Source organism: Streptomyces sp. Ncost-T10-10d (genome assembly GCF_900091955.1).
Classification (GTDB): Bacteria; Actinomycetota; Actinomycetes; order Streptomycetales; family Streptomycetaceae; genus Streptomyces.
The window spans coordinates 57,840-83,250 of record NZ_FMDF01000120.1 but is presented as its reverse complement, the minus strand read 5'-3'; the positions used below and the strand labels follow the sequence as shown (position 1 = coordinate 83,250).

Genomic DNA, 25,411 nt, shown 5'->3' with positions numbered 1-25,411 from the left:
TAGCCGCGATGGGGGCGCGCGCCCAGGGCGCATTTCGAAAGCTGCTGAAATATGACAGAGAGATGTTCCAGAACGATCACACAGTGCTCGAACATGCACCCCGTTTCCCGACGTTTCGCTCTGTTTCGCTCCGGTGGCAACTACGCGATCATGTCTGTATGGCCGATGACCACACACACGTCCAGGAGTTCTTCACGGCCCGCGCTGCGGACTGGGACACCCGGTTTCCCGACGACGGGCCCGCCTACGCCGCCGCGGTCGACTGCCTCGCACTGGGCCCCGGTGACGCGGTACTGGACGCCGGCTGCGGTACGGGACGGGCGCTGCCCGCCCTGCGCGCGGCTGTGGGACCGCGGGGCACGGTCCTGGGCGTGGACCTCACAGCGGCGATGCTGGAGTCGGTGGTACGGGCAGGACGCGACCGGAGCGGAGCGTTGCTTCTTGCCGACGTCGCCCGCTTGCCCCTGAGGCCGCAGTCGCTCGACGCGGTGTTCGCGGCTGGGCTGATCTCCCACCTCTCGCGTCCTGGACCGGACCTGGCGGAGTTGGCGCGGGTCGTTCGGCCGGACGGGCAGCTGGCCCTCTTCCACCCCATCGGTCGCGCCGCCCTGGCCGCGCGCCACGGCCGCCGGATCACGGACGACGACCTGCGTGCCGAGCACAACCTCCGCCCGCTGCTGTCGCGTTCGGGCTGGCGTCTCGAGTCGTACACCGATGAGGACGACCGGTTCCTCGCCCTTGCCCTACGGACACCCTGACCTGCGAACGCTCCCCACTCCCGCTCACTCGGCCGGAGCGCCGGGACGTCGCTCGTGAGGGACCGGACAGCCCCGGATGCCCGGGGTGGGGAATGTACCGAGCCCGGAAACCTCGTAGCCGTCCGGATAGCCCTTGATCTCCGGGTTCTGCCGGGCGAAGTGCGGGGTGGTACGGGGCGGCAGCAGTCGCACGGCCCGTGCCCTCAGGCGCAGAGCGCCACGGGTGAGGTTTCGGGTCACAGGGCCCGGGCGGTCGTAACGGAATGCCCGCATCAGCGAATCATCGAGCAGCGCGAGGGCGGCCTTCCGCGCGACGGGAGCGAAGGGGCGCGGATACCAGGAGCCCATCAGGTCCAACGTGGCGTCGGAGACGCGGCGCCCCCCTTCGTCCCAGCCGAAGTGCTCGGCCTCGTAGGTATCGAGGGTGCGTTCGAAGTCCTCGTACGTCTCCGGCAGATCCTTGATGCCCATGTGGGCACCCAGGGTCCGGTAATAGGCGGCGCACGCCCGGAGTTCGTGGTCGGACAGCCGACGCCAGCCGTAGCTGTCCAGCCACCGCTTCGGGGTGACGACGAAGGTGCACAGCACATAGCGCATGTCGTCGTTGCTGATGTCGTAGCTGCGGTGCATCTGATTGATCCGGCGGATGGCCGTGCGCCCCGGGTCGCTCTCGAAGCCGTGCTCCACGACCGTGTCGAGGAGCAGTGCGGTGTCGTCGTAGCGCTTCTGCGAACGGTTCGTCAGTTCGGCTGTCTCGGCGAGAAGCCGGCCGATGCTGGGAACTGCATAGGTGCGGTACAGAGCCAGTTCGAGAGCGCGGGTGATGTCCCAGGGAAACTCGTAGGTTGCCGTGATCCGGTAGATCCGGAGGAAGTCCCGTTCCGGATCGAGACGCTGAGTTTCCTTCAGCCGGTCGTACCGCTTCACCGTGCTGCCCCCTTTTCTCGGTCGAAGGTCCAACTCTACGTCGACGGGGAAGACCGTCAGTGTGTACGACCAAGCCATGCGCTCACGGCTCCTCGGAAGGGCGGTCTCTGTGATCGACATAATCGGCAGCCTGCGGAAAGTTGTCTCCTCCGACCGGAAGGCCGCGCGGTCAGCAGCACCTCTCGGGGCAGACCGGCACAGGCAGCACAATCTGTTCGAGGCCGCAGCCACCTATGTCTCGGCATCCGTGGAGGACGATCAGGCGCGGATCGACGAGGCGAGCGGCTGGGTGTCGCCCGAGGCGCTCTCCTTCGGTGTCAGCGAGCTGGCCTGCCGGGCCGTCATCGCACTGGCCCGCGAGCGCGACGAGTCGCCGCAGACGGTGGCCCGTACGCTGCTCGGCCTGCCCGCCGACTGAGGCCCGCCGTCCACCGGACTGCGGGCCCACGTCTTCCCGCCGTGTCAGGGACCACGTCTTCGCTTGTCAGGGCCTCGACGAGTGGGTTACCGACTCGTTAAGGTGCGCCGACGGACAACCATGACGGACGAGGAGGGTGCCGTGGCCGGGACGAGCGACACAGCCGCCGACGACGATGCACTGTATGTGCTCACCGCGGTACTGCTGACACCTGCGCAGTTCCCGAGCGTGCTCGGTGACGACTACCCCGCTGCGTGTGCGGCACTCGCCCTCGAACCGTACGACGAGGGATACGGGCTGGTCCTCGGCCAGGACGGCAGTGGTGCGCGCTGGACCGTCGTCGTCGAGGACGTGTCGCTGGTCGCTGTCGCGATCGCGGCCTGGGACTGCGGAATGGAGTACGACCTCTCCCCCGACGACCGTTCGGTGGTCTGCGCGCTGCCCGGCTGGCCCCTCGCTGTAAGAGTCGCCGCTCCGGGAGTGGCCGCCCCGCACGATCCGCTGCCGGACCCGGAGGCCGAGGGCGCCGATCCGGCGCCGCTGGCCCCGCCCGACACGGAGTCGTGGGGGCCGGCCCAGCGGCGCATGGGTGCGGACGAGATAGCGCACCAGTGGGTGGCTTGGCGCGAGCAGATCGATGACGAGACGGCCTTCATCACTTCGGTCGGGGCGGACGGTGCCGGGGGCGAGGGCGGCGTCGACGTCGGCGTGGAGAAGGACGGTGCCGACGCCGTTGCCGGGCCTGAGGGCAAGGACCAGAACGACGACGAGGCCAACGCTGCAGCCAAGGTTGAACGTCAAGCTGAGGTGGACGTCGAGGCCGACTCTGCGGCTGGAGGCGCGGGCGAGGCCGACACCGGAGCCGCGGTCGAGATCGAGGTCGAGAGCGACGGGTCCGACGCCAACGCCGAGAACCCCGCGAAGGAGACACCGTCCGCAGGGCACCCCGGTGTGCGACGGGCGCTCGCGCAGGCGCGTGCCTATGTGGACACCCCGCCGCCACCCGGCCGCGTCCGGTCTTCCTTCGCCACGGGCGACGCGCGGATGCTGCGCGCCGACGGCCCCGGCTGGTCGCTGGTCGCCAGGACCGATGACATCGCCTTCATCCTGCTGGACGAGGAACCGGGCGAGGTGCTGCCGGTCGGGCGCGGCACGCAACTGCCCGGTCTGTTGAAGGCACTGGACGCGCTCGCAGTACGGCCGAGCTGAGCGCGGCTGCCGGTACTCGGCAGCCGACCGACAGTCGATCATCGGCCACCCGACCGAAGGCGCGGCCCAGCTCCGTCTCGGACCCGATCCGGACTACACGCACTCCGGCGCCCGATGCGGCCCGACGGACAGCTCGACCTCGATCGGGTCGCCCGGCCGGACGACTCCGCCGACCGTGACGATGCCCATGATCCCGGCCTTGCGCACGATCCGGCCCGTCTCGTCCCGGCCCGCGACCCGCTTGACGAGACCGTCCTGGAAGTTGTCGATCTGCAGACACGGGTTGCGCAGGCCGGTGACCTCGACAACCGCCTCGTTGCCGAGGTGCAGCAGAGTACCGACGGGCAGGGCGAGGAGATCGACACCGCTGGTGGTGAGGTTCTCTCCGAGATCGCCCGGAGCGACGGTGACGCTCCGGCGGTTCGGCTTGGTGAAGGAATACTCCTCGTTCCTGCTCACCACGGTCACTGTCCCGCTCGCTGCGGAATACCCCTGTTTCAGCATGTGGTCAGCGGCCTATTTCCTTGCGGGTGATCCTGCGGAGCCGGCGTCGCTGACTGGGATCCAGCAGCAGATACGCGACCGTCGGAACTCCGATCAGGACCAGCAGCGACAGCCAGAATCCGATGAACGGCATCAGGATGACTGCCGCAACGACTCCCCCGATGGCGATCTTTGCGCTGTTCGACATCGTCCACGCCTCCTTCGCGGCCCGAGGCCGCTCCTGCTGTGAGAACGCCTGTGCCCGCCCATCGGTTCCAGCCGGCCGAAGTCCTCACCTGAGGGGTTCGCCGACCTCGTGCATGTGCTGGAGTGCCTGCCGGTAGGACTCGATCAGTCCGGTCTCCGTGTACGGCATGCCGAGCGCCTCGCAGTGAGCGCGCACCATGGGCTGTGCCAGGCGCAGATGCGGTCGGGGCATGCTCGGGAAGAGGTGGTGCTCGATCTGGTAGTTGAGCCCGCCGAGGAACCAGTCGGTGAGGACGCCGCCGCGTACGTTGCGCGAGGTGAGTACCTGACGCTGGAGGTGGCCCCAGCGGTCACCGTCGGGATCGGGCATCTCCATGCCCTTGTGGTTCGGTGCGAAGGCCATACCCAGGTGGAGCCCGAACAGCGCGTGGTGCACGAGTGCGAAGACGACGACCTTCCCCGGGGACATGACAGTAAGCAGCAGTGATGCGTAGAGACCGAGGTGGGCCACCAGGAGCAGTGCCGAGAGGGTGCGTTCCCGGGCGGGCTGCTGCCGCAGGTACTGGAAGCCGGAGATCTTGAGCGCGATGCCTTCGAGGAGCAGCATCGGGAAGAACAGCCGGGCCTGGTTACGGGTGAGCCAGCGGGCGAAGCCTTCACGCTGGGCGGCCTGCTTCTGGGTCCATACCAGGGCGCCGACGCCGACGTCCGGGTCCTTGTCGATGTGATTGGGGTTGGCGTGGTGGCGTACGTGTTTGTCGTTCCACCATGCCTCGTTCATGCCGAGCAGCAGGTTGGCGTGCACCAGACCGATGGCCCGGCTCGCCCTGCGGTCGCCGGTTATCTGGGCGTGTCCGGCGTCGTGTCCGACGAACGCGGTGCGGGACCAGAAGATCGCCAGTGGCAATGCGAGCAGCAGGGTCCACCAGGTGTTGCCGAGGAGGAACATGCCGGTGACCACGGCACCCAGTGCGACCAGGTTGGCGGCGATGCCCATCGCATACCAGCCGGTGCGCCGCTCCAGGAGTCCCTGCCCCTTGACCGCGCGCAGCAGGGGCGCGAAGTCGCTTCCCTGACTCTGGGCGATTCCGGTACCACCGGCACCTACTGCACTTCCCGCACCGTCACGGGTGCCTTCCACGGCGGTGGCTACGGCCTGGGGCATGGGGTCTCCGGTCTCTGGAAAGCTGCGCTGACCTGTAGAAACGTACGGTGACCGGAGGTGTGGCAACCATGGCGCCACCACCCGGGATTTACGGGGGCAAGCCCCCTCCCTCCAGGGGGGTGCTGGCTACACCTCTGGGCGCGCGACGCGCAGTCGTACCCAGCGGCCGAACGGGGCGGCCGAGCGATCCGAAAGTGAGCTGGATCACGGCGGTTCCGCTCACGGCGGTGCGCATCGGTGGAGTACCCTCGGCGACCCGACCCCACTAGTCAAATTTGAGGAATTCGGCATCGCTGTGCACAGGCTCCCTGCGGCAACGCTCTCCGAGATCTCCGCACTCTCCAGCTGCTCCGTGGTCTTCCTGCCCGCGGACCCCTCCCGTACCGGCCGTATCGCCTTCTGGTGTCCGGACGGCAGCAGTCCGCCCGATGGTCCCGGTTCCGTCGAGGAGCTGACCGTCGTCGGCGCCGACGCGCGAACGTACGCCGTACCGGCGCTGCTGCTTCCGGTCCGGGACGCACTGCCCGTACTGACGCGGGCGCGGGCCTCGACGCATGCCTCCGGCGCCGCCGCGTTCTGGGGTGCCGCGGCGCTGCTCGCCCTGCAACTCGCCGCCCGTGGCTTGTTGTTGCCAGGGCTGAGCGCGACGGACCACGACGCCTGGCGGGCCGGGCCGTTGACCGCCGACGATCAGTCGCGAATCCGTACCCTCGCGGCCTCGATGCCGCCCCTGGCCCACGCGGTGCCGATCGACGGAACCGCGCAGCCCGTGCTGCTGCCCGATCCCGAGCTGCTGCTGCGAGCGTTCCTCGACGCGGTGGCGGACGGCCTGCCGCGCACCCCCGCCGCAGCCTTCGCCACCGGCGGCCCGGCGTTCGCCGTCGACGCACCACAGCATCTGCCCGGTCAACGGGCCTGGGCCACCGATGTCGCGGCCGGGCACGATGCGGGCGTCCGGCTCTCGCTGCGGATGGAGGTGTCCGGGCTGACAACTCCGGGCGAGGACGACGAGCCGACCGCCGGGCCTTCCTTCCGTGCTGTTCTACAGATCCACAGCGTCAGCGATCCGGCGCTGGTGGCCGATGCCGCCGAAGTCTGGGCGGGGTCCGCGCCGACCGCTGCCGCCTTCGGCCCCCGGGCCCGGATGGATGCCCTTCTGGCGCTACGCCGGGCCGCCCGGGTTTGGCCACCGCTGACTCCGTTGTTGTCGGCCGCAGTGCCCGACTCCATCGAACCGGCCGACGAAGAGCTGGGCGAACTCCTCGGCCCCACCGGACGGGCACTCGCCGCGACCGGGGTCCAGGTCCACTGGCCGAAGCAACTGGCCCGCAAGCTCACCGCACGTGCGGTGATCGGTCCGCCCGACGACGGGGACAGTCAGGAACACCAGGGGTTCGTCCACACCGGCTCGGACATGCCACCGATCCTGTCGGCCGATGCGCTGCTGACGTTCAACTGGCGGTTCGCACTGGGCGACCAGAAGCTCAGCCGCGCCGAGCTGGACCGCCTGGCCGAGGCCAACAGGCCGGTGGTGCGGCTGCGCGACCAGTGGGTGCTGATCGACCCCGAGGAGGCACAGCGCGCCCGCGAGACCCAGGACCGCAAGGTCACCCCGATCGATGCGCTCGGAGCCGTACTGACCGGTTCCACCGAGGTCGGCGGCCGTCGGGTCGACGTCCGGGCCACCGGCTGGCTGGAGCAGCTGCGCCGCCGCTTGGCCGACCCGGAGTCCGGCGGGCAGCAGACGGTCGGTCAGCCCCCGGCGCTCACCGCCACACTGCGCGACTACCAGCTGCGCGGCCTGAACTGGCTGCACACCATGACTTCGCTCGGCCTCGGTGGATGTCTCGCCGACGACATGGGGCTCGGCAAGACCATCACACTCATCGCTCTGCATCTGCACCGCCAGAGCATCGAATCGGCCGCAGGGCCGACACTCGTGGTCTGCCCGACCTCGCTCATGGGGAACTGGCAGCGGGAGATCGAGAAGTTCGCGCCGGGTACGCCGGTACGCCGCTTCCACGGCGGATCGCGCAGCCTGGCCGACCTGGCGGACGGCGAGTTCGTCCTCACCACGTACGGCACGATGCGGCTGGACGCGGCGAAGCTCGCGGAGATCCGGTGGGGCATGGTGGTCGCCGACGAGGCGCAGCATGTCAAGAACCCGTACTCGGCAACGGCCAAGCAGCTGCGGACAATCGGCGCTCAGGCACGCGTCGCGCTCACCGGCACCCCCGTCGAGAACAACCTGTCCGAGCTGTGGGCGATCCTCGACTGGACGACGCCCGGCCTGCTGGGACGGCTCGGCACCTTCCGTACCCGCTATGCCCGGACCGCGGAGGGCGGCGACCCGGCTGCGGCCGAGCGGCTCGCCGCGCTGGTGCGGCCGTTCCTGCTGCGACGTCGCAAATCGGATCCGGGCATCGCCCCCGAGCTGCCGCCGAAGACCGAGACCGACCGCACGGTGTCCCTGACGGCGGAACAGACGGGGCTGTACGAAGCGGTGGTGCGGGAGACACTGGCCGCGATCTCCGGCGCCGACGGCTTCGCGCGGCGGGGCCTTGTCGTGAAGCTGCTGACGGCCCTGAAGCAGATCTGCAACCACCCGGCGCAGTACCTCAAGGAGAAGGAGCCTCGGATCGAAGACCGTTCAGGAAAGGTGGAGCTGCTGGACGAGTTGCTCGACACGATCCTGACGGAGGACACCAGTGTGCTCGTGTTCACCCAGTACGTGCAGATGGCCCGGCTGCTCGAACAGCACCTGGCGGCGCGCGGGGTGCGCACGCAGTTCCTGCACGGCGGTACACCGGTCGCGGAGCGGGAGGCGATGGTGAACCGCTTCCAGGCGGGAGAGGCCCCGGTCTTCCTGCTGTCGCTGAAGGCGGCCGGCACCGGTCTCAATCTCACCAGGGCCGGCCATGTCGTGCACTTCGACCGGTGGTGGAACCCGGCGGTGGAGGCGCAGGCCACCGACCGCGCGTACCGGATCGGCCAGACCCAGCCAGTACAAGTGCACCGGCTGATCGCCGAGGGCACCATCGAGGACCGGATCGCCGACATGCTGGCCCGCAAGCAGGGGCTGGCTGACGCGGTGCTCGGCTCGGGCGAGGCGGCGCTGACCGAACTGACGGATGCGGAACTGGCCGATCTGGTGGAGCTGCGAGGGGGCACGCGATGAGCGACGCATACGACAGCGGGAAATACGACCGTGAAGGATACGAAGGCGACGGGAGCGATGCCCCGACGCCGGTACAGGAACGTACCTTCGCCGCACTGCCGCCCGCGCACGGCCGCGGCTTCGCGGAGTCCTGGTGGGGCCGGGCATGGCTGCAGGCTCTGGAGGACACCGCGTTGGACGGCGAACAGCTCAAGAAGGGGCGGAGGTTCGCCCGCGAGGGCCGGGTCGGTGCGGTTTCCGTACGGCCCGGCCGGATCACCGCGGTCGTCCGGGACCGGGCCTCGTCCACGTACCGCAGTGATGTGCTCCTCCAGGAGCTGAACGAGGCGGAATGGGAACGGTTCCTGGACATGGCCGTCGACACACCGGGGCACATTGCGGCGCTTCTCGACCGCGAAATGCCGCCGCACCTGGTGGAGGACGCTGCGGCGGCAGGTGTGGAACTGCTGCCGGGGATCGGCGATCTGGACCCGGAGTGCACCTGCGAGGCGTGGGACCACTGCCCGCACACCGCTGCCCTGTGCTACCAGGTGGCGCGGCTGCTGGACCAGGATCCGTTCGTCCTGCTGCTCATGCGGGGGCGCGGCGAGCGGCGGCTCCTGGACGAACTCCAGGTACGCATCGCGGCCCGCGCCGAGGGTCACGGGCCGTTCGGCCCTGCCGCCCTCGCCGACGGGTCCGGTGCCTCCGACACCAAGGCGAAGGACCGCGGCATACGGGCGGACGAGGCGTTCGCCGCGCGCGACATCCTGCCCCCGCTGCCCGCTCCCCCGCCCCTGCCCGCGGAGCCCGGCCCCGCGCAGTCGCTGGACACGGAGACCCAGCCGGAACCCGGCGTCGATCCGGCGGTACTGGAATTCCTGGCGACGGACAGTGCGGCACGCGCCCACCGGATGCTGGCGGATGCTCTCTCCCCCGGCCATGAACAGCAGTCACTGCCGACCTGTTTGACACCGCAGCAGGATGCCGTGCGGCTGGTTGCGAACACCCGGCCCGAGTCCTGGCTCGCGACACGGCTGGCAGCCGGGTCGGGGCGACCGCGAGCCGAACTCGATGTGGCGGTGCGTGCCTGGCAGTACGGCGGGGCGGCTGCGCTCACCGTGCTGGATGAGGAGTGGACGCCGGATCCACAGTCTCTGGCCAGGGCCCGGGCCCGGCTCGCCGAGGCGTGGGAGGAGGGCGAGCAGCCCCGGCTGCGGCCGGCGGGCAATCGCTGGACCGCTGTCGAAGACGGTGTACAGCTGCGGTACGGGCGGGACGGGCGCTGGTGGCCGTACCGCAAGGAGAGCGGGCGCTGGGTTCCGGCAGGTCCGGCGGATGACGATCCGGCGGCGGCGCTGGGAGGCTCGAGCGTGTCCGACGACTGAGGTCATCATCAGGGCCGATCGGCGGCGAACGGGCGGTGGCCGGCAGGACGTCCGGCCACCGCCCGTCGTCACGCTCCGCCCTGGCGTTCAACTGGAGGTGACCGTGCATCGAGGGGGAGGGCGGAATCTGGTGGCCGCACGGGCTGTTTGTGCCTCAGGAGGCCTCATGTCCACGCGTGTTGTCCCTCGTTCCCTTGCCGTCGGCCTGCCGCTCGCCCTGCTCGGAACGGTGTGTGCCGCCGGGACGGCAACGGGCGCGCAGGCGTGATCCGGCGGCTTTCCCCCGCCCTCGCAGCCGAATTCAGGCCTGTGCCGTCTTCCACCACTCGCGTGACGCCCGTACGGTAGGGCGCGCGAGACGCTCGGCCGTACATCGGAGAACACCTTCCGGTCATCGGACAAAGGGAGCCACGGAGTGTCGGGGGATTCGAGCAGCGGACTGTTACGCGATGCCATCGGGCTGCGCGAAGTTCTTTTCCAGAGCATCACGGCGATGGCGCCGGCCGCCGCCATTGCCGCGTCCATTCCGGCCGGCGCCGCGTTCGCGGGCGGCAGTCTGCCTCTGTCAGTGGTGGTGGCACTGGTCGCCTGCCTGTTCACCGCGTCGTGCGTAGCGGAGCTGGCGCGCCGTCTGCCGGCTGCCGGTTCGGTAGCCACCTACTCGGCTCAGGGACTGCATCCGGCCATCGGCTTTCTCGTCGGCTGGGGCTATGTCTTCGTCGAGGCACTGGTGCCCGCGCTGTTGCTTCTTCAGCTCGGCTTCACCACGGCGGGCACCCTGCACGAGGAGTGGTCGTCCTACCCGGCGGACCTGTGGTGGCCGTGGTCGCTGCTGGGCGCGGTGATCATCGCGCTCGCCGGGTATTTCGGAGTACGGGCCTCCGCCCGGTTCGGAACCGTGCTCGGCATCTTCGAGGTGCTCGTCTTCGTCGCCTTCGCCGTGCTGCTCATCGGTCAGGCAGGCTCGGACAACACCCTGTCGGTGTTCGGTACCTCGCATACCGCGGACGGCTTCGGCGGCATCAGCGGTATCTTCGCCGGTTCGGTCTACACCGTGCTGGCCTTCGCCGGCTTCGAGGCCGCGGCACCACTCGCCGAGGAGACGAAGGACCCGCGGCGCACGATGCGGCGTGCGGTGCTCGGCGCGGCACTCTCCATCGGACTGGTGTACGTCCTCACCACTTATGCGATGTCCGTGTATTTCGGGCCCGACAGGTTCGCCGGCTTCGGCGCTTCGGGTGCGGCATCGTGGGAAGGCGTGGCCCGCGCCTCGTTCGGGCTGTTCTGGGTGCTGCTCTTCCTCGCCGTGGTCAACTCGACCGTGGCCAACGCCAATGCGTGCGCCAATGTGTCGACCCGGACGGCGTTCGCTCTCGGCCGCATCGGGGTGTTCCCGCGGGCCTTCGCGCGGCTTCATCCGCGCCGCCGCTCCCCCGTCACCGGAGTGGCCGTGCAGTTCGTGATCGCGGTCGGCGCGGCGCTCGGGCTGGGTTTCGCCTACGACCCGGTGACCGCGTTCGTGCTGCTGGCCACCGTGATCGTGACGGTGATCACCGGTGTGTACATCATCGTGAATCTGGCCTGCGCCGGGTACTTCCTGCGCCGACGGCGCGACGCTTTCAATCCCGTGCTCCATCTGCTCTTCCCGGTACTCGGCATAGCGGCGTTCGTCCCCGCGCTGCTGACGGCCGCCGGGATTCCGGCCTTCGACTTCGTCTCCGAGCTGAGTGCGCCCGTCTCGTACGCCGGTCCGGTCGTCGGTGTCTGGATGCTGATCGGGATCGTTGTACTGACGGTGCTGCTGCGCAGACATCCGGAGCGGGTGGCACAGACGGGACGGATCCATCGTGACGACGCCCCGGAGCCGGCCGGGGAACCCGGGACAGGAGCAGTGCAGCGATGAACGACCCCCGAATCCTGACCGTCCGCCCCAAGGAGGGCGAGTACGCCTGGACCTTCGGTGGAGCGGAGCCGGTCGCCCGTATCGAGCCGGGGACGTTCCTCGATGTGTACACGGAGGACTGCTTCGCCGGCCGGGTGCGCTCCGAGAAGGATCTGGTCTCCGCGGTCTGCGAATTCCCCTTCCTCAACCCGCAGACCGGTCCCTTCCATGTGGTGGGTGCGGAACCCGGCGACACGGTCGCGGTGCATTTCGTGTCCGTCGAACCGGCCAGGGACTGGGCCGCCTCGACGACCGTGCCTCTCTTCGGCGCCCTCACCTCCACGCACACCACGGCGTCACTGCAGGCTCCGCTGCCCGAGGTGGTGTGGATGTGGCAGCTCGACCGGGCGCGCCGCACGTGTCTGTTCAGCGCCAGGGACAGTGACATCCAGGTGGAGCTGCCGATGGATCCGATGCACGGCACGGTCGGGGTGGCGCCGGCCAATCTGGAGGTGCGGTCCGCGCTGGTGCCCGACGCGCACGGCGGGAACATGGACACACCCGAGATGAGGGCCGGTGTCACCTGTTATCTGGGCGTCAATGTCGAGGGTGCACTGCTGAGCCTCGGGGACGGTCATGCCCGTCAGGGCGAGGGCGAGACCTGCGGGGTCGCCGTGGAATGCGCGATGAACACGGTGGTTCTGGTCGAGCTGCTGAAGGGCGTCATGACACCGTGGCCGCGGATCGAGTCCGACACCCATCTGATGTCGACCGGATCCGCCCGTCCGCTCGAAGACGCCTTCCGTATCTCACAGTTGGACCTGGTGCAGTGGCTGGCCCGCGACTACGGCCTGTCCGAACTCGATGCCTATCAGCTGGTCAGCCAGGCCGGTGAGGCGCCGTTGGCCAATGTATGCGACACCAACTACACCTGTGTGGCGAAGATCCGCAAGGAGTGGCTGCCCGCAGGCGATCCCCATCGCGGACTCCACCGTCATCTGCGGGAGACTGCGACACTGCTGTCCAGCCTCTGACCCTCTTCCCCCACAGGAGTGTTCATGCACCGCAGAAGGATCCTTCAGGGCGCCGCCGCGACGGCGGCCGCCGCGCTGATCCCGGCCTCCGCCCACGCCGCGGCTTCCACGGCTGCAGGCGACACCGACTACCCGCTCGCCCACTGGACACCCGCGTCCACGTCCAACTGCACCGCGTCGAACCGCCCTTCGGCCTATCCCATCCAGTACGTGATCATCCATGTCACCCAGGAGACGTTCCCGAACACGATCGGGATCTTCCAGAATCCGGCGAAACAGGTCTCCGCGCACTATGTGGTGCGCTCGGCGGACGGCTATGTCGCCCAGTGCGTCCGGGAGCAGAACATCGCCTGGCATGCGGGCAACTGGGACTACAACACGCGAAGCATCGGCATCGAGCACGAGGGCTGGGTGGACCAGCCCTCGTACTTCACCAACGCCATGTACGAGAAGTCGGCACTGCTCACCGCCTCGGTCTGCGACCGTTACAGCATCCCCAAGGACCGCGCGCACATCCTCGGCCATGCCCAGGTCCCGGGCACCGACCACACCGATCCCGGCCCGAACTGGGACTGGGTGCGCTACATCCGTCTCGTCAATCTCTACGGAACCGGCTGACGCACCTTCGCCACCGCGTCCGATTGCTCTCCGCACCGTGGTTGTCGCAGACGTCGACTGCGGCCACGATGGGGTGTGCACGACGCCCCTGAACGGGAGGGTGAGTTGACGGATCCCTGGGTGGCCCTGGCAGCCGATACGGACCCCGGTGAACGGCTCGGCCAACTGCGGCACGCACACGAGGTTTTCACCACGGCCGGACGGCTGGAGCGACCGGTGCGTCAGGTGGTCGGTGAGTCGTGGCGGCGCTCGGCCCGGGCCAGGGTCAGCCCGGATGGTGCGGCCCTGGTCGAGCTCGGCGCGGACGACCTCGGGCCGTACCGGGACGGGCATCCCCCTGGCCCCCGCCATGCCGCTGATCCGTGAGCTGATGAGCGCGTACGCGACGGACGGCGAACATCTTCTCGCGGTGTGCGACGCGCACGGCAGACTGCTGTGGGTCGAAGGACACGCGTTGACCCGACGGGCCGCGGGCCGGATGAACTTCGTGGAGGGTGCCCGCTGGGCCGAGTCCGTGGCCGGGACGAACGCTCCGGGCACGGCCATCGCCGTGGACCGGCCGGTGCAGGTCTTCGCCGCCGAGCATTTCCTGCGGCCGGTCCAGCAGTGGACGTGCGCGGCGGCGCCGCTCCACGACCCGCACACGGGACGGGTCCTGGGCGCCGTGGACATCACTGGTGGGGACCGGCTCGCACATCCGCACAGCCTGGCGTTCGTACAGGCGGTGGCACGCGCCGCCGAGGCGCAGCTCGCACTCCTCGCGCCCTCGCCGGCCGGGGAGACCGTACAGCTCAGTGCGCTCGGCCGGGACGAGGCCCTGCTCGTCGCGGGAGGCCGCAAGATCCCGCTCAGCAGGCGGCACAGCGAGATCCTGGTGACGCTGGCCCGCCACCCCGAGGGCCTCGGCGGCGACGAACTCCTTGTCGAGCTGTACGAGGACGAGTCGGTGACCCCGGTAACGCTGCGGGCCGAACTCTCGCGACTGCGACGACTGCTCGGCCCCGAACTCCTCCTTTCCCGCCCCTACCGTCTTGCCGCGCCGGTCGACGCCGATTTCGACACGGTGGCGCGCAGACTGGCATCCGGAGCGGTGGCAGCGGCGCTCAGCGCCTACGCGGGTCCGCTGCTCCCGGGCTCGCGGGCACCATCCGTCGTCCGTCTGCGGCGCCGGGTCGACGAGCAGCTGCGGGCAGCACTCATCGCTCGCGGTGACCCGGGGCTGCTGGCCGACTGGGCGTACAGCCCATGGGGCGAGGACGATCTCCCGGTCTGGCAGGCGTTCGCCGCGGCCGTACCCGCGGGACAGCGGCCGGCACTCCTCGCCAGGGCCCGGGCGCTGGACGCCGAGCAGCGGTAGCCGCTCCCCCGCCGCCCACGCAACGGGGTTGCAACGTCGCGCTGCCTACCCTCACGCCGAGGGCCGTCCAACGGCGGGCGGCACCGGATCCGGGAGGCCACAGAGATGACCCGTTACGCTGCGCCGGGCACCGAGGGCGCCATCGTCTCGTACGAGTCCCGCTACGACCACTGGATCGGCGGCGCGTACGTCCCGCCCGCCCGTGGCCAGTACTTCGAGAACCCCAGCCCCGTCAACGGCCGTCCCTTCACCGAGATCGCCCGCGGCACTGCCGAGGACGTCGAACGGGCCCTCGACGCGGCACACGCCGCGGCGCCCGCGTGGGGAGCCACCGCGGCAGGCGACCGCGCCTCGGTCCTCAACAGGATCGCCGACCGGATGGAGGCGCACCAGCAGGAATTGGCGGTCGCCGAAAGCTGGGACAACGGCAAGCCGGTACGCGAGACCCTGGCCGCCGACATCCCCCTGGCCATCGACCACTTCCGCTACTTCGCCGGTGCGCTGCGCGCCCAGGAAGGATCGCTCAGCGAGATCGACGACGACACGATCGCGTACCACTTCCACGAACCGCTGGGCGTCGTCGCGCAGATCATTCCGTGGAACTTCCCCATCCTGATGGCGACCTGGAAACTGGCCCCGGCGCTTGCGGCGGGCAACACAGTGGTCCTCAAACCGGCCGAACAGACCCCGGCCTCCATCCACGTATGGCTGAAGCTGGTGGCCGACCTCCTTCCGCCCGGCGTCGTCAACATCGTCAACGGCTTCGGCGCGGAGGCCGGCAAACCCCTCGCCTCCAGCCCCCGTGTCGCGAAGATCGCCTTCACCGGTGAGACCACCACGGGGCGGCTGATCATGCAGTACGCCTCCGAGAACATCAAGCCGGTGACGCTCGAGCTGGGCGGCAAGTCGCCCAACATCTTCTTCGACGACGTGTGGGAAGCGGACGACGACTTCCGTGACAAGGCCCTCGAAGGCTTCACCATGTTCGCCCTCAACCAGGGCGAGGTCTGCACCTGTCCGTCGCGCGCACTGATCCAGCGCGGGCACTACAGCGAATTCCTGGAGGCGGGCATCGCCCGCACCGAAAAGATCGTGCCCGGGCACCCGCTGGACACGGACACCATGATCGGCGCCCAGGCCTCCAACGACCAGTTGCAGAAGATCCTTTCGTACCTGGACATCGGCCAGCAGGAGGGCGCGAAAGTCCTCACGGGCGGTCAGAGGATCGAGTACGACGGGGAGTTGGCGGGTGGCTACTACGTCCAGCCGACCATCTTCGAGGGCGACAACCGCATGCGGGTCTTCCAGGAGGAGATCTTCGGCCCGGTCGTGGCGGTCACGTCCTTCTCCGACTTCGACGATGCGATCGGAACGGCGAACGACACGCTGTACGGCCTCGGGGCGGGCGTATGGACCCGCGACATCAACACCGCGTACCGCGCGGGCCGCGCCATCCAGGCAGGCAGGGTCTGGACGAACTGCTACCACGCGTACCCGGCCCATGCGGCCTTCGGCGGCTACAAGCAGTCGGGGATCGGCCGCGAGAACCACAAGATGATGCTGGAGCACTACCAGCAGACGAAGAACCTTCTGGTGTCGTACTCGCCGAAGAAGCTGGGCTTCTTCTAGACGCGAAAAAAGGGCGCCTGACCAGGCATTTCACCTGACAGGCGCCCTTCCCTGCGTGCATCTAAGCCACGGGGTGAAGTGCAGAGTAACTCCTGATATGTCCCACTGCTATCCCACCTCTGACCAGCTGTTCCGGGGCATTTCCGGGCCAAGGCCCGGTTCATGCGTCCTCTGCACTGCCGTCCTGCCCCTCCCACCTTCGCATCGACTCCTCGATCAGGCTGTTGGCATGGTTCCGCGCCTCGGCCAGAAACTTGGCGTAGTAGCGGAAGAGAACCTGGATGCTTTGTCCGGCGCGGCGCGCACACTCTGCCGGGTCGACACCGGAGGCAAGCCAGAATGAGATTCCTGCGTGGCGCAGGTCGTAAGGGCGTTTCGCAAGCTCAAGGGCGTGTTCATCGAGAGTCAGTTCGGCCTCACGCGCACGTCCCCATGTGATGCCGTACGCGGAAGGATCGACATAGTTTCCCGCTGCATTGCGGAACAGACGTCCATCGGGTGCGACACCGAAACTCTCTATGTGCTCGCGCAGCATGCGCACCAGCACAGGCGGGATGGGCACGGGCCTCGTCGCCTTGGCCGCCCGTCGCTTCAGTGAGTGGACCTCGTGAACGGCACCGTCATTCGTCCACCCCTTCCCCGCCGTGACCACCCCGCCCTTCAGGTTGAGGAGCCCCCATCCGCTCGCTGGCAGTCGGCACTGAGACTTCTGCAAGTGAATAACCTCAGCAGGACGCATCGCGGCGTAGTACATACACCCGAAAAAGGCGTACAGGTGTGGGCCTCGACCGGGCAGCGCCCTGACCGCAGCAAGCAGGCGGCCCACCTGCGCCGGATTGGGCACGCAGTCCGGATCGACTTCGTCGGCAACGTCCGGCGCAGACCACCGCAAGCCGCTCAGCGGGTTCTGGGTGAAGTACCCACGTTCCACTGCGACCCCGAACACCTCGTTGACGGCAGCTTTCTTGCGCTTCACCGTCTTCGCTGCAGCGGCTGCCCCATCAACCTTGCGGCACAGAGCGTCGAGCCCCCGGCGCAGAACATCGGGCTCCGCCAACTCGCTCACGGGCAGCGAATGGCGCTGCAGCCAATCCAGTGCTGCCTGCCACTCCTCGGGCGGATCCTCCCTCCAGGCTTTTTTGTTGAAAGCCCATGAATACAGTGCCCTCCGCAGTTCATGAGGTGCCCGGGACATGTGTTCTGGCTCGACGAAGGCTGGAGTGATGGTCGCGAGAGCGTCGGCAAGCGTTCGACGTGTATTTCCCGGCGTACGGTCCCAACGCTGCTCGATGTACTCCTGCGCCAGGACATACCAGGTGGTGCGCTGTTTCAGGGCCCGGAGCTCGGAGGCCGGCAGGCCCGTCCTTGTGTCGAACGGCTCGCCGTCGCGCGCGGCAGTCACGAGTTTGGAACGCCGGCTCTCCGCAAGCCCCTTCGTGAGAAAGGACTCGGATTTCTCCCGCCCATTGACCGTCCATCGAACCTCGAACCCCTTGCGACGGTCTGGCCGCTCGCGTGTGTCCCAAAATCGAACTCTGTAACTCATCGCCATTCAGGCGTATCCCTCTCACACGCTTCCCACCACGCGTCTAGATCGACGCGGCGGCAGCGGAGTTCACCATTCGGAAGTTTGATCATTCGGGGTGCTTGACCGCGAGCGCGCAAGCGGTAGAACGCTGACGGGCTCATTCGGATTTCCGCCAGGACCTCGGCGAGTTTGAGCGCAGGAGGGCGAGCCATTTTTCCCCTGAAGATTTGAACGAGTCACCAGACGCTGGGCGGCGCAACAGAGCTAACTCAGTTGAGCGTTGGCATGGAAGTTCACCGCATCCGCACAGCTCCACCGCCAAGCGCAGCCGCTGCGAACTCCTCAATGGTCGCGACGATCGCCGGTTTGGCTAACCGGCGATCGTGGTCTATGTTGCGTGCCGCATCGTCAGAGTCCGGATGCCCCCGCGCTGGCCTCAGCTAGGAAGCCAACCGGTATGAGCGCAGTGCGGGGGTCGCGCCGTCCGGGACGATTACCAGCAGACCCTCATCAGTGAGTCTGTCAAGATTTCGCGCTACGACATGCTCAGGAGCCCTAATGGCAGGGGCCACGTGCCAAGTTGCAGATCCGGGGTGCGTTGCTCGGTCGCGACGATGGCTGCGTTGCAGTAGATCCTCGCCGAACAGTCCGGCCGCAAAGACGCAAACTCCCAGCCCAGTGGACACGGTGCCGTAGTCACCGGCCATTCCCGGACCAAGCGCTCAGTGCGCCGAACGCGAAGAGGACAGGGGAAGGGAAGCGGGCGGAACAAATAGCGGAATCCGACAGACCAACCTCCTGGCAAGGGACGACACCAGAAGAAGCCCGGTGTGGGCGGTACTTCTGACTGGTATTTTCCGGGACGTTGTACGTTGACATGCTCCCGGCGGAGGTTTCCAGTCCTTTGGAGTTCTTTCTTGTCTGCCGTTGGCGAATGCATGCCGACAGCTGCGTGGAGCCCTTCTGTCACGGGGGCGTTGAGGCGCAAGACATGCCGGCGCCTTCGTAATGAAGCCGCTGCCCGTGTCTCGTCGACAAGAGGACCTTCACCGAGCTGCCGAAAGCGACGCGCCACCCTGGAAGACGGGCTGCCGACTCACTGATCGGGGCCGGTGGGTGAGTCCCTCCCATCTTGACCGGTAGCCACCGACTGTCGGCGTGCGCTGAACGGCTGGGTAGGGTCGCGGTACCCGAGCTGGAGAGGTAGTTGCATGGCCCACGAGATTGTGATCGCGCAGACGACCAGTGACAACGAGGATCAGGCGAAGGCGCTGGCTCGGGGTGCGGTCGAGAGCAAGCTGGCAGCGGGCGTTCACATCGATGCGCCTATCACCGCCTTCTACTGGTGGAAGGGGAAGGTCGAGACGGCGCAGGAGTGGCGGATCTCGTACATGACTTCAACGGACCGTCTCCCGGCACTGGAGGCGTGGCTGCACGAGAAGCATCCGTATGACGTCCCCCAGTGGGTCACGCTGCCCGTGACCGGAGGATCGGAGGCGTACCTGTCCTGGGTGGTCGAGGAGACTCACCCGCAATAGGGCACGCCACCCGGCGTCTCACCGTCACCGAGCCTGCTCGCCGGATGGCTCACGACGCGAACGCCAGCAAGTGGCCGGCCAGGTCGCGCTCCGTGTCGGGGAGCCAGGCAGCGATGCTCTGCGCTCGCTGACGTCCCATGGTGTTCGGCTTTGACTCCGCTGCTGCGGCGAACTGGCGCGCGACGTAGACCCCACGGTCTACGTCGCCGCCGTGCAGAAGTGCCGACGCCAGGTCACCGAGGACCACCACTCCAGAGTCAGGCAGTTCCTCACCGAGGCGCTCGACCGCGGAGTCGGCTGTGACCGTCAGTTCTTGGCGCTTGAGTTCGCCGTATACCGAAAGCGCCAGTGAGTCCATCCGGTACGGCGTCACGAAGCGGACCCACGCCTGCTCGTTCGTGTGATCCGCGAAGTCATACGCGAATCTCGCCTGCTCCAACGCCCGGAGAGCGCCGGCTTCGTCAGCTAATTGAGCCGCTTCCTCCGCGTACCGTCCCAATGCCCACGCCGCAGCGGTCGCGTTGCCATGCCCCCGCACATCCTGAGCCGCCTGTGACAGCATCTCCAGCGCCTTAGCCGGGGTAGCGGCACCGTAGCTCGCGTAGCCAAGCGCCAGGGCGCGCAAGGGCGGGTGCCCGGCCTCCTTCGCGCACTCCGAGGTCACCCGGTAATAGGCAGCAGCCTTATCGTGTTCCCCCAGGTCCCAGGCGACCCATCCGGCAAGGGCCGCGGTTTCCCCCGCCGCGATGGTCAGCGCTCGCTCGTGGCCGCCAGCGCGCGGAAGGGCCGCCGTGATCGCGTCGAGGTGAGACTCGACCCGGTTCTGCAAACTGCGTGCGCTTTCACTCAGCTCGTCCACGTGCAACTCGGCCGCGTGATCGATGAGCACCGACGCGGACTCGGGGTCGATCCTGGCTCCCTTGCTGAGCGCGTAGGCGAGTCGGCCCCAAGGCTCGGCAGCGGCAGCAGCGCCGACGACGGCGCCTCCCAGCAGCGTTCGGCGCTTCACGTCGTCCAGGTCCTCCCCTTCAGCGTCGTCCTTCTTCCTCCGCCTGGCTCGGGCGGCCTTGGCCTCCCGCAGGAGCGGCTCCAACGGGACGCCGCAGGCCACAGCAATGTGCCCAAGTGTGTGGTTCGTAGGGACGTTCTCACCGTTCTCGTACCGACTGACCTCTCGGCGGGTTACCGTCGCCCGGCCCGAGGCCGCGTTGATCGCATCCGCCTGCTCATCCTGCGATCGGTCCGCGTTACGGCGCAGCTGACGGAGTAGTTCGGCGAACGGATCTGCTGCCATGAGTGTGACCTCTATCGGTGGGGAATCCAATCCTGACCCCAACTCCCCCCTCGTTTTCCCCCCTTGACAAAGTTTTCCCCCTCAGGTTTCCCCTGTTCCGGATCACGACACCACGGTGCGATGGGCACATGACCACGCACCGGGCAGCAACGCTTCCCCAACCTGGGATGACTGACGGCGGCCCCACCGCCGCCAGCAGCGCGCCGGCCGTGTCTCCACTGGCATCCCGTGCCTTCGAGATGGTCATGGCGCCGGCGAGTATTCACGTCGCTCAAGCACGAGGCACCACAGCGGCCGTGCTGAGGCAGTGGGCCCTGCCGGACGCCCCGGCAGAAGATGCCCAGCTTGTCGTCTCAGAGTTGGTGACCAACGCGATCAGTCACGGCTCTGGGGCTGTGGGGCTGCGGGTGCTGTACGGCAACCACCAGCTCCGGATCGAGGTCACGGACGGAAGCACCACCCCTGCCAAGCGACGACGCGCAGGTGGATGTTCGTCGTCGGTGAAGGCAGTGTTGGCCAGCAGACCGCGCCGTAACAGCGGCCAGACACCTCCACCGGTTTCAGCTCCGATACACAGGAGGGCAATTGGGCGATAGCGAACCAGTCGAGCTTGTTCGCGTACTCGCGCATCCCGGCGGACCAGTGGGTGTTGAGCTCGTCCCAGATTAGGACGATAGGGGCTTTGAGCTGGATGTGGGGCGCAGGACCAAGTCGCGGCAGTCGGTCCAAGCGAGGCTGTTGCGTACTGCACCCCGGTGCTTGCGGTGCTTGCCCGGCCGGTAGATCAACCGGGAGGAGTCGCCCGGCCGGTAGTAGCACATAGCGGCGATCGACCAGCCCGCCAGGACCGGCCGCGCACCCGCACCACGGGCGTGCGACGCGCCGGAACGGATCAGCGTGCGGGCCCGGCCAGCGGAAAGCGAATCGCCCGGTCGGCTGACTACATGTAGTGGGCGTAGCGGGTGGCGACAGCCTGGTCGGGCGGGCAGAAGCGCAGGACGGATTTGACCTGGTTGGCCGTGCGCAGGGTGACGGGGAGGCGCCCGTCGAGGCGGGTCTGGTTCCAGTTCATCTTGGTCAGGGCGAGGACTTCGGCTGCCAGTTCGCGGGGGTTGCGGGTGGGGGTCACGGGCCTGATGCCGATCGGGCGCGGAATGTACATGCCGGGGTAGGTTCGGTAGAACTCGATGCTGCCGGTGGCGTACAGCGCAAGTTCGCGTTCGCCGAGGCTGACGAGGGTGCCGCGCAGGGGCGGTGCGTCTCCGGGACGGAAGGCTGCGGCTCCTTCGCTGCTGGTGATCCAGCTCATCTCCAGCGTGTCGATGAACCGTTCGTCCGCGGCGTCTTGGAAGCCGCCTGCCTCGTCGTCGGTGAAGGCCGAGGTCTTGTGCAGCACGATGCGCGCGGGTGCGGTGTGGTGCTCGCGCCGGTAGGCGCCCAGGGCGTGGACCAGGAGGGCGTGCGCGTCGGCGCGGGCCAGGTGGGGCTGGCGGTCGGTGCGGCTGATCCTTGCCGGCCCTCCGCGCACGATCACGCCGTCCCCGCGTTCGTTGAATACCTGCGCGACGGAGGTGCTCAGAGAGGTCCCGTCGTCGCTGCGGTAGAAGGCGACACCGACGTAGCAGGTCGTGAGGTCAGCGGGACTGCGCAGGAGGCGCCACGGGACTCCACCGGCCTTGTAGTAAAGGGCGACGTGCAGGTTCCAGGCCCGGCTGGCCTCGTCCTGGCGACTGTGGCCCTCGGGAGGCCGGGTGGCTTCGTCCCAGGTGCTGCGTCGGATGATCTGGATGGGCTGGCGCAGATGCAGCAGCCGGGCTTTGAGCAGGTCGTGGAAGTTGGCGAACTGAGCCGGGGGCGGCTCGTCGAGGGTGTCCCGGGCTGGAAGCTCGTCGGCCTCCTTCGGGCCGCGGGCTGATCGGCTGGCGGTGTCGATGAGCTGCTCGGGTCTGGCGACCAGGAGGACGTCGACACGGTTCTCGTCAGCCAGGGTCCTGATCTCTTCCGCGTAAATGCTCACGGCCTTGGTCAGGGCTGCCGGCTGGCCGGCGGTCTCGATGGCGCGCAGGTCGCGGCTGCTGATCGCCCGCGTGTTGCGGTCGCTGAAGACAAGGGTGGTGTGCAGACCGCGGTCGGTGTCGCAGCCGGGGAATTCCGGGAAGAGATGCGGGTACTTCTCGTCCTTGGCCGCTATGGGTTCCCGGCAGCGCTCTAGCCATCGGCGCAGCCCGTCGAGTTGGTCCGCAGGACCGACCAGGCCGACGCGGATCGCCCTGGGCGCGTCGGCCACGCCGAGATCGGCGGGACCGTAGTTCGTGATCCCGAACCGTGGATCGATGTGCCGGGCCGCTCCGCCGAATTCCAGTTCTGGTTCGTCAAGGATCACCGAGCTGATCACCGGCCTCGCCTCGCACCGCTCGCCCGTCCCTGACGGGGCGTCCGCAGTCCTGCAGACCTGGCTTTGCTTCCGGGGCTTCTTCGCCGAGGAGCGCCCTCGTCACTCTCGCCGTCCTGGAGCAGGCTGAGGAGATCCTGGGTGTCCGCATCCGCGGCAGCCAGTACAGCGTCCAGACTTTCCTGCCCTCCGGCGGACGGGTCCTGGTCGTCCTCGGGTGCGGCCCCGGACGGCGCTGGCCCCCACAACAGGTCGTCGATACCGCGCTCGACTGTCATGGTGGCCAGCTCGCCGAACCGGACGGGCCGTGCTTCCGTGAACAAATCGGCGTCCTGGCGCAGGTAGTTGGCCCACATGCGGGTCCAGCCTCGGACCGCCGGATGCCGGTCGAGACGTTTGATCCCCGCCAGGAGCCGGTCGGCGAAAGGGTATTCGGTGTATCCGTCGGTGGTGAAGCAGTAGTCCGGTTCCAGCTGGCAGTACCAGACACCGTCCAGGCGCCGGAATCTCGTGCGCAGTGCGGCGTGGTGGTAGTAGCCGACGCGCTGTAGGTCGGACTTCGAGGTGTGCGGACCGAACACGGTCCGGCCGCGTGATCCGGGTCCCTTGCCCGCCTTGCGGGGCCCCAGGTGCGAGGTCGCGCGAAAGTGCATGTGCTTGCGGTTCTTGTGCCACCGCAGTTCCGGATAGGAGCCCTGAACGGTCCGGGAGAGCAGGTCAGCGAAGCGGTGCTGGGTGTCGAGGTCTTCGCTGTCCGCCCACTCTCTGGTCTCGTGCCGCTCGGGATCTCCGTCGCAGAGCACCCGCAGAGGCGAGTTCCGAAGGTCGTGGAACGACAGGACCAGGTTGTCCCGCAGGATCCAGCCGGACTCACGCCGGCCCTGCGTCTCCAGTGCGCCACCGGCCGCGCGGTAGTCAGTGAAGGCCGTCGGGGCCAGATGCACGGTCGGCGGCATCTCGATGACGGGCAGCAGGTTCGTGGTCAGCACTTCGGTGATCGGCGCGGGCCGCAGGTACAGGCCCGTCGTCTGCGGCATCGCCAAGCGCAGCAGTGCCTGGGCGGCGTCCCGGTCGAAGCGCTGGGTGTGCTTGTCGATGTCCACGCGGCGGGCAGCACGGCTGACCGCATCCGGGAACGCCGCCTTGACCTCCACCCACCACGCCTCATGACTCTCGGGGTGGGAAAAGACCAGGATGACCGGCGAGTTGCCGGACAGCCAGTGATCAAGATCGCGCTGGTCGCAGAGGTAGTGGAAGCCGTCGTCCGTCTCGCCAGAGAAGCGTCGGTCCTGCGCTTTGCTCTGGACCAGCAGGGTCAGGTTCAGCACGGCACGGCTGTCGGGGTCGACCAGATCGATGTGTCCGTCGATGCCGTGATCGACGCGCCGGGGATGGAAGAGGTGGCCCATCTCCAGGCAGCGTCGCTCGATCAGGGCGATGCCCTTCTCACCGATGAACGTCTGGCGCGTCACCGTCTTGCGATCAGCCATCGCCTCATCCTCCTTGCTGGACACGACCCGTCGGCAAGTAGCCGGCCGAGGTGCTCATCTAGGGTATGCGGCACCACTGACAGTCAGGCCCGACCGCATCCAGCGCTCCGCTGACGATCAGGCGTGGCGATGCCTGTGCCAAGACGATTTTCGAGATCGTCACCAACGACGAAAGCGAATGAGCGGCACCGGGCTGCACCAACTCGGCGTATCGGCTACTCGAACTTTGGGATGCGATTTCGCAGGTCAGCGACATGGTGAAATTCATACACTGAACCCGATTCGACCATCCGCCCACGGGCCTGCCGCCGGAGGCACTCGAACCTCTCTCCACGGCTTACTGCACCCGACTCAGACTCGAAGAGCCCCCTGGCGCGCGTCGACGCTGGCCAACTCAGCGAGGCGGTGTCGCCCGGGCTGTGCACGGGGAACGCGCTGGTGGTGACGCTACTGGTGCAGCTCGGGGTGGTGGCGGTGACGAGGCTGCTGAATCTGCGGCTGCCCCGGTTGGCCAGCTGAGACGCGGATGCTCGGCCGGGACCTGAGCGGGGCAGGTCGCGCTCGGTACGGCAGCAGGGCCCGGGCCACGTGTCGCGGTCCGGACCCTGCCCCGTGCGGTGCCGCCCTGCGGTGGCGGTGCGTCAGCTCTGTGCGGTGTTGTCGCCGGTCTGCCCGGCACCCTCGGCTGTGCCGGCCTTTTCGCGCATCTTGCGCACCAGCTCCGCCTTCTGGTCGGCGGCACCCTGGCGGTCGAGGTTGCGGTGCGGACCGTTGTTCTGCCGTTCGGCGCGGGACAGCTTCTTGCGCTGGCCGCCGCCCATGCCCACGGGGTTGTTGATGTTCTTGCTCACGGGTTCTCCCGGAATGTTGTGAAGTGATCTACGGATTCATCGGTGAGGAACGGCACAGCGACGTCGAAGGACGTCAGCAGGGGCCC

21 protein-coding genes and 1 pseudogene are annotated in these 25,411 nt (G+C 68.1%); 12 read left to right on the top strand and 10 right to left on the bottom strand.

Annotated features, from left to right (window positions below):
* Positions 1-158: 158 nt before the first annotated feature.
* Positions 159-758 (top strand): class I SAM-dependent methyltransferase, encoded by a 600-nt coding sequence (locus GA0115254_RS19695; protein WP_093896600.1) that lies wholly within the window; start codon positions 159-161, stop codon positions 756-758.
* Positions 759-782: 24 nt separating this feature from the next.
* Here GA0115254_RS19695 and GA0115254_RS19690 read toward each other — a convergent pair whose 3' ends face one another.
* Entirely contained in the window at positions 783-1,685 is a 903-nt protein-coding gene (locus GA0115254_RS19690) for an oxygenase MpaB family protein (protein WP_256102687.1), read from the bottom strand.
* Between the two features lie 109 nt (positions 1,686-1,794).
* On the opposite strand from GA0115254_RS19690, the gene GA0115254_RS19685 reads away from it, so the two are divergent.
* Positions 1,795-2,103 (top strand): hypothetical protein, encoded by a 309-nt coding sequence (locus GA0115254_RS19685; protein WP_093896624.1) that lies wholly within the window; start codon positions 1,795-1,797, stop codon positions 2,101-2,103.
* A gap of 120 nt (positions 2,104-2,223) precedes the next feature.
* Positions 2,224-3,312, top strand: coding sequence for a hypothetical protein (locus tag GA0115254_RS19680; RefSeq protein WP_093896598.1), 1,089 nt, complete (start codon positions 2,224-2,226; stop codon positions 3,310-3,312).
* Between the two features lie 93 nt (positions 3,313-3,405).
* On the opposite strand, the gene GA0115254_RS19675 is transcribed toward GA0115254_RS19680, so the two are convergent.
* The 3 genes from GA0115254_RS19675 to GA0115254_RS19665 all read right to left on the bottom strand — a co-directional run bounded on the left by GA0115254_RS19675 (position 3,406) and on the right by GA0115254_RS19665 (position 5,167).
* Complete coding sequence (locus GA0115254_RS19675) at positions 3,406-3,780, bottom strand: MOSC domain-containing protein (protein WP_305137304.1); 375 nt, start codon at positions 3,778-3,780, stop codon at positions 3,406-3,408.
* A 40-nt stretch (positions 3,781-3,820) separates the two neighbouring features.
* The gene (locus tag GA0115254_RS19670; RefSeq protein ID WP_093896596.1) at positions 3,821-4,003 is read right to left on the bottom strand and encodes a hypothetical protein; all 183 of its coding nucleotides are present in this window, start codon (positions 4,001-4,003) and stop codon (positions 3,821-3,823) included.
* A gap of 84 nt (positions 4,004-4,087) precedes the next feature.
* Positions 4,088-5,167, bottom strand: coding sequence for a fatty acid desaturase family protein (locus GA0115254_RS19665; protein ID WP_093896595.1), 1,080 nt, complete (start codon positions 5,165-5,167; stop codon positions 4,088-4,090).
* 295 nt (positions 5,168-5,462) lie between these two features.
* On the opposite strand from GA0115254_RS19665, the gene GA0115254_RS19660 reads away from it, so the two are divergent.
* The 7 genes and pseudogenes from GA0115254_RS19660 to GA0115254_RS19630 all read left to right on the top strand — a co-directional run bounded on the left by GA0115254_RS19660 (position 5,463) and on the right by GA0115254_RS19630 (position 16,232).
* Positions 5,463-8,345 (top strand): DEAD/DEAH box helicase, encoded by a 2,883-nt coding sequence (locus tag GA0115254_RS19660; RefSeq protein ID WP_093896594.1) that lies wholly within the window; start codon positions 5,463-5,465, stop codon positions 8,343-8,345.
* Positions 8,342-9,712, top strand: a complete 1,371-nt coding sequence (locus GA0115254_RS19655) for an SWF or SNF family helicase (RefSeq protein WP_176740198.1) — start codon at positions 8,342-8,344, stop codon at positions 9,710-9,712. Before GA0115254_RS19660 ends, GA0115254_RS19655 begins: the two co-directional genes overlap by 4 nt.
* A 415-nt stretch (positions 9,713-10,127) precedes the next feature.
* Entirely contained in the window at positions 10,128-11,615 is a 1,488-nt protein-coding gene (locus GA0115254_RS19650) for an APC family permease (protein ID WP_093896593.1), read from the top strand.
* Positions 11,612-12,628 (top strand): acetamidase/formamidase family protein, encoded by a 1,017-nt coding sequence (locus tag GA0115254_RS19645; RefSeq protein WP_093896592.1) that lies wholly within the window; start codon positions 11,612-11,614, stop codon positions 12,626-12,628. Before GA0115254_RS19650 ends, GA0115254_RS19645 begins: the two co-directional genes overlap by 4 nt.
* Positions 12,629-12,652: 24 nt before the next feature.
* On the top strand, positions 12,653-13,246 hold the full coding sequence (locus GA0115254_RS19640; protein WP_093896591.1) for an N-acetylmuramoyl-L-alanine amidase: 594 nt from the start codon (positions 12,653-12,655) through the stop codon (positions 13,244-13,246).
* A 105-nt stretch (positions 13,247-13,351) separates the two neighbouring features.
* Positions 13,352-14,603 (top strand): annotated as a pseudogene (locus GA0115254_RS19635) (GAF domain-containing protein).
* Positions 14,604-14,708: 105 nt separating this feature from the next.
* On the top strand, positions 14,709-16,232 hold the full coding sequence (locus GA0115254_RS19630; RefSeq protein ID WP_093896590.1) for an acetaldehyde dehydrogenase ExaC: 1,524 nt from the start codon (positions 14,709-14,711) through the stop codon (positions 16,230-16,232).
* A gap of 160 nt (positions 16,233-16,392) precedes the next feature.
* On the opposite strand, the gene GA0115254_RS19625 is transcribed toward GA0115254_RS19630, so the two are convergent.
* Both GA0115254_RS19625 and GA0115254_RS46245 read right to left on the bottom strand, forming a co-directional pair.
* The gene (locus GA0115254_RS19625) at positions 16,393-17,784 is read right to left on the bottom strand and encodes a tyrosine-type recombinase/integrase (protein WP_093896589.1); all 1,392 of its coding nucleotides are present in this window, start codon (positions 17,782-17,784) and stop codon (positions 16,393-16,395) included.
* A complete protein-coding gene (locus tag GA0115254_RS46245; protein WP_093896588.1) occupies positions 17,775-17,972 on the bottom strand; it encodes a helix-turn-helix transcriptional regulator in 198 nt (65 codons plus the stop codon). Before GA0115254_RS46245 ends, GA0115254_RS19625 begins: the two co-directional genes overlap by 10 nt.
* 999 nt (positions 17,973-18,971) lie before the next feature.
* Between GA0115254_RS46245 and cutA the strand changes: the two genes are divergently transcribed.
* Positions 18,972-19,298: a divalent-cation tolerance protein CutA gene (cutA, locus tag GA0115254_RS19610; RefSeq protein ID WP_053748156.1), complete on the top strand. Its 327-nt coding sequence runs from the start codon at positions 18,972-18,974 to the stop codon at positions 19,296-19,298.
* A gap of 49 nt (positions 19,299-19,347) precedes the next feature.
* Here cutA and GA0115254_RS19605 read toward each other — a convergent pair whose 3' ends face one another.
* Entirely contained in the window at positions 19,348-20,592 is a 1,245-nt protein-coding gene (locus tag GA0115254_RS19605) for a helix-turn-helix domain-containing protein (RefSeq protein WP_093896587.1), read from the bottom strand.
* Positions 20,593-20,720: 128 nt separating this feature from the next.
* On the opposite strand from GA0115254_RS19605, the gene GA0115254_RS19600 reads away from it, so the two are divergent.
* Positions 20,721-21,188: an ATP-binding protein gene (locus GA0115254_RS19600; RefSeq protein ID WP_370740901.1), complete on the top strand. Its 468-nt coding sequence runs from the start codon at positions 20,721-20,723 to the stop codon at positions 21,186-21,188.
* Between the two features lie 344 nt (positions 21,189-21,532).
* Here GA0115254_RS19600 and GA0115254_RS19590 read toward each other — a convergent pair whose 3' ends face one another.
* From GA0115254_RS19590 to GA0115254_RS19580, 3 genes are all read right to left on the bottom strand, one after another.
* Positions 21,533-22,987: an argonaute/piwi family protein gene (locus tag GA0115254_RS19590; RefSeq protein WP_218105561.1), complete on the bottom strand. Its 1,455-nt coding sequence runs from the start codon at positions 22,985-22,987 to the stop codon at positions 21,533-21,535.
* A complete protein-coding gene (locus GA0115254_RS19585) occupies positions 22,984-24,474 on the bottom strand; it encodes a DUF4365 domain-containing protein (RefSeq protein ID WP_093896586.1) in 1,491 nt (496 codons plus the stop codon). The genes GA0115254_RS19590 and GA0115254_RS19585 overlap by 4 nt, the downstream gene beginning before the upstream one ends.
* A 641-nt stretch (positions 24,475-25,115) precedes the next feature.
* Positions 25,116-25,325, bottom strand: coding sequence for a DUF6243 family protein (locus tag GA0115254_RS19580; protein ID WP_093896585.1), 210 nt, complete (start codon positions 25,323-25,325; stop codon positions 25,116-25,118).
* Between the last annotated feature and the right edge of the window lie 86 nt (positions 25,326-25,411).